The 3,523-nt window shown below is 63.7% G+C and carries 3 protein-coding genes; all 3 read left to right on the plus strand.

Going from position 1 to position 3,523, the window contains the following annotated elements; genetic code table 11:
• The first annotated feature begins 867 nt into the window (after positions 1 to 867).
• Genes istA through ACFPN2_RS22805 form a run of 3 tightly spaced genes read left to right on the plus strand, consistent with a single transcriptional unit; the run spans position 868 to position 3,406 of the window.
• Positions 868 to 2,433, plus strand: coding sequence for an IS21 family transposase (gene istA, locus ACFPN2_RS22795; protein ID WP_380600906.1), 1,566 nt, complete (start codon positions 868 to 870; stop codon positions 2,431 to 2,433).
• Positions 2,366 to 3,178, plus strand: coding sequence for an IS21-like element helper ATPase IstB (gene istB, locus ACFPN2_RS22800; protein ID WP_380600902.1), 813 nt, complete (start codon positions 2,366 to 2,368; stop codon positions 3,176 to 3,178). The genes istA and istB overlap by 68 nt, the downstream gene beginning before the upstream one ends.
• Positions 3,179 to 3,199: 21 nt before the next feature.
• A complete protein-coding gene (locus tag ACFPN2_RS22805; protein ID WP_380600904.1) occupies positions 3,200 to 3,406 on the plus strand; it encodes a hypothetical protein in 207 nt (68 codons plus the stop codon).
• Positions 3,407 to 3,523 lie beyond the last annotated feature (117 nt).

Raw genomic sequence — 3,523 nt, forward strand, 5'->3', positions numbered from 1 at the left:
TGTTGATGGCTGTTAAAAACCGCCTGTTTCTGGCGATAGCGCGCACTTCTCTGCGCTGATCGTTCCCACCTGATCTCAACGAAGCGGAAGAAGCACGGCAGCGCCTTCCCGATCTTCGTCATCCCGAGTTGACTTCAGATTCGTAGCTCGCAGACGTTCTCTGGCGCCTGATGTGGCGAGGGCCAGTCAGCATCTTTGCGAGGGCGCGAGTGCGCGTGTTGTTTCGGTATCCTGCGCGGCGCAGGAGGATGAAGAACCGAAGGCCCGGGTCGTTGATTGGCGTCGACCCCCGGGCCTTCGGTGCGCAGCGCCTTGGCAGGCGTTTTCGCGAGGCTTTTATGCGCCTGCCACCCGTGCGCTGTCCAGTGCTTCGGGGAGGCACGGGTGTCTGGCGCCGCTCAGCCTGCGACCTATCGGCTTTACAACTGCCGCCGCTGTGGCGTGCAGGTACGGATCTGCCGTCACTGTGATCACGGCAACATCTACTGCGCCGGCGGCTGCGCGCAGATTCGTCGACGCGAGTCGCAGCGTCGCGCCGCAGCGCGTTATCAACGCACACGTCGCGGAGCGCATTGTCACGCGGCTCGCCAACATCGGTGGCGCACGCGCAAGCCGCACGCAGTGACTCATCAGGGATGTCCTCCCCACGTGATGGCGCGCAAGGTAGCGCTTCCGACAGTCACAAGCGGCAAGTCGAGCCATGCAAGCCACGCAGTTTCCAACGTCGCAGACACCGCCGCGGGCGATCTGCCCGGCGCGGCGCTGGCTCGATGCGCGTTCTGTCGAGAGGTGCTGCCCTCGTGGGCACGACTACGCTTGTGGCAGTGGAGCGGATAGTCGTCGGCGTCGTCCCGGATCGTGGCGGTGATGATCTCGCGCGAGCTCGAGGCGGAGATCCTACGGCTCCATCACGCCGAGCGCTGGCCCATCGGCACACTAGCGCGCCAGCTTCGCGTACATCACAACACGGTGCGTCGCGTGCTGACCCAAGCGGGCCTTGTGATCGTGCGAGAGCGACCGCGACCTTCGATGATCGATGCGTATGTTCCTTTCATTCAGGACACGCTCGCGCGTTACCCAACGCTACGCGCGAGCCGCTTGTATCAGATGGCGCGCGAGCGTGGCTATGCCGGAAGGCCAGATCACTTCCGTCATCAAGTGGCGCTGTACCGGCCGCGACCGAGCGCCGAGGCCTATCTGCGACTACGCACGCTCGCCGGGGAACAGAGCCAGGTCGACTGGGCGCACTTCGGTCGTCTAGCCGTCGGTCGCGCGCTGCGCCCGCTGATGGCGTTCGTCATGGTGCTGAGCTACTCGCGCCAGTTGTTTCTGCGCTTCTATCTCGGCGCGTCGATGAGTTGTTTCCTGGATGGTCATGTCCAGGCATTCAACTTCTTTCAAGGCGTATCTCGTCAATGTCTTTATGACAACCTCAAGAGCGCCGTGCTCGAGCGCATCGGCGATGCCATCCGCTTCCATCCCACGCTGCTCGAGTTGGCCGCGTGGTATCGCTTCCAGCCTCGCCCGGTGGCGATCGCCCGCGGCAACGAGAAGGGCCGCGTCGAGCGGGCGATTCGCTTTGCGCGCGAACGTTTCTTCGCCGCTCGGCGCTTCGCTGATCTGGCCGATCTGAACGCGCAGGCACTCGCCTGGTGTGCGGGCGAGGCCGCCGAGCGGCCGTGTCCGGAGGATCGGGCTCGCAGTGTGCGCGCATGTTTCCTGGAAGAGCAGCCGCGACTGCTCGCGTTGCCCGCCGAGCCCTTTCCGTGTCAGGAGCGCGTGGACGTCCCCTCGCACAAGAGCCCCTACGTGCGCTTCGATCTGAACGATTACTCCATTCCTCATACCCACGTCCGCCGCACGCTGCAGGTCGTGGCTACGCAGGAGCGCGTGCGCGTGCTCGATGGTAACGATGTCATCGCCACTCATGTGCGCAGCTTCGATCGTGATCAACAGATCGAAGACCCGAGCCATCTCGAGGCGCTGGTCGCGCAGAAGCGCGCCGGACGCGCTCATCGCGCCATGGATCGATTGCATCATGCCGCCGCCAGTGCCAGCGCGCTCTTCAAGCTCGCCGCCGAGCGCGGCGCGCACCTGGGCGCGCTCACTCGCGGGCTGGTCGATCTGCTCGATAGTCATGGCGCCACTGCGCTCGAGACTGCCATCGCCGCGGCGTTACGCGAACAAGCCGCTCACTTAGGCGCCGTGCGCCACTTCATCGATCAGCAACGCGCTCGGCGCGGTCAGTCCCCGCCCATTGCCATCACGTTGCCGAACGATCCACGAGTGCGCTCGCTCATCGTGCGTCCGCATTCGCTCTGCGACTACCAACAACTTCTACAAGAGAACATCCATGAGCCTACAGATGAGCGCCCCGCGGAACCCGGCGACAGCGATACCGCCGATCACGACAACGACAAGCCTGAGCGTTGAGTCGCTGCGCCAACGACTGCGCCGACTCAACCTGTATGGACTGGCGACTCACGCCGAGGAGATCATCGAAGAGGCCTGGCTCGCTCGCGTGCTGGAAGTCGAGGACTGCGAGCGCCAGCGCCGCAGTCTCAAGCGGCGCACGGACAACGCACGCCTCGGCAGCTTCAAGCTGCTCGCCGACTTCGATTACGCTTGGCCAAAGGAGCTCGATCGCGCGCTGTTGGAGGAGCTATTCACTTTCACCTTCCTCGAGCAGGCCGCCAACGTCGTCATCGTCGGACCCAATGGGCTGGGCAAGACGATGATCGCGAAGAACCTGCTGCACCAGGCGGTATTACGCGGCTACACCGCGCGTTTCACGCTCGCCTCCGACATGCTGCACGACCTGGCCGCACAGGACAGCTCCACCGCGCTATCGCGCCGGCTGCGCCGGTACACCACGCCGACGTTACTTTGCATCGATGAGGTCGGCTACTTGTCTTACGACGCACGTTACGCCGATCTGCTCTTCGAGGTCATTACGCGTCGCTACCAGCAACGAGCCACGGTTCTCACGACGAACAAGCCCTTCGGCGAATGGAATGAGGTCTTCCCCAACGCCGCCTGCGTCGTCACGCTCGTCGATCGGCTCGTGCATCGCTCCGAGATCCTCGCGGTCGCCGGAGACAGCTATCGACTCAAGGAAGCTCAGGAGCGGGCCGCGCAGCGCTCATCCAAACGAACCGCCAGCAAGAAAGCGCGGTAACCCAGCAGGGAGCTCACCACGATGGAGCCCAATGATCTGCCGATCGTGTGCTTGCCCCTCAACTTGAGCGATGAATCGGTCGCATCGCTCATTGAGTTCTTGCACGAACTCATCGACGCACTCGAACGTCACTACGCGGGACAACTCCTGCGACGCGACCATCAACAAGCGCCGACCGCACCCGCGCCCACCTCGGCGGATCCCTCCGACGCCAATCCACCATTCTGATCATCACGCCCGCTTGCCAAAGCGACGCAGTCAGTCCTCGAACATCAAGGCAATCGGCCATTGCCAAAAAAGCGCCTCTCGCCGCCAGAATCGCGCGGTTTTACGCCGCCGCTAACA

The organism is Steroidobacter flavus (genome assembly GCF_042651805.1).
Classification (GTDB): domain Bacteria; phylum Pseudomonadota; class Gammaproteobacteria; order Steroidobacterales; family Steroidobacteraceae; genus Steroidobacter; species Steroidobacter flavus.